Genomic DNA, 239 nt, shown 5'->3' with positions numbered 1-239 from the left:
GAAGCGTATCGAGGGAAACTGCCTGACCAGCTACTTGAATACTGGCAAATACTCGGTTTTAGCGGCTTTGCCGATGGTTTATTTTGGCTGACAAATCCAGCGGATTATCAAGACATTCTTGACCGATTTTTAGAAGACACCCCGTTTGAGCAAGATGATATTTATTATGTTATAGCGCGTAATGCCTGGGGCAATTTAAAACTCTACGGTGAGAAAACCGGACATTCTGTGGAAATCAG

General features: G+C 43.1%; 1 protein-coding gene. It reads left to right on the top strand.

What is annotated here, in order from left to right; translation table 11 throughout:
- Positions 1-239, top strand: a 239-nt coding sequence (locus H5186_RS22800; RefSeq protein ID WP_310736908.1) for a GAD-like domain-containing protein, incomplete at both ends; no start/stop codon positions are given.

Source organism: Pseudoalteromonas sp. SG41-2 (assembly GCF_014164535.1).
GTDB lineage: Bacteria > Pseudomonadota > Gammaproteobacteria > Enterobacterales > Alteromonadaceae > Pseudoalteromonas > Pseudoalteromonas rhizosphaerae.
The sequence above is the reverse complement of the archived record's forward strand: the minus strand, read 5'-3'. Positions and strand labels throughout refer to the sequence as shown.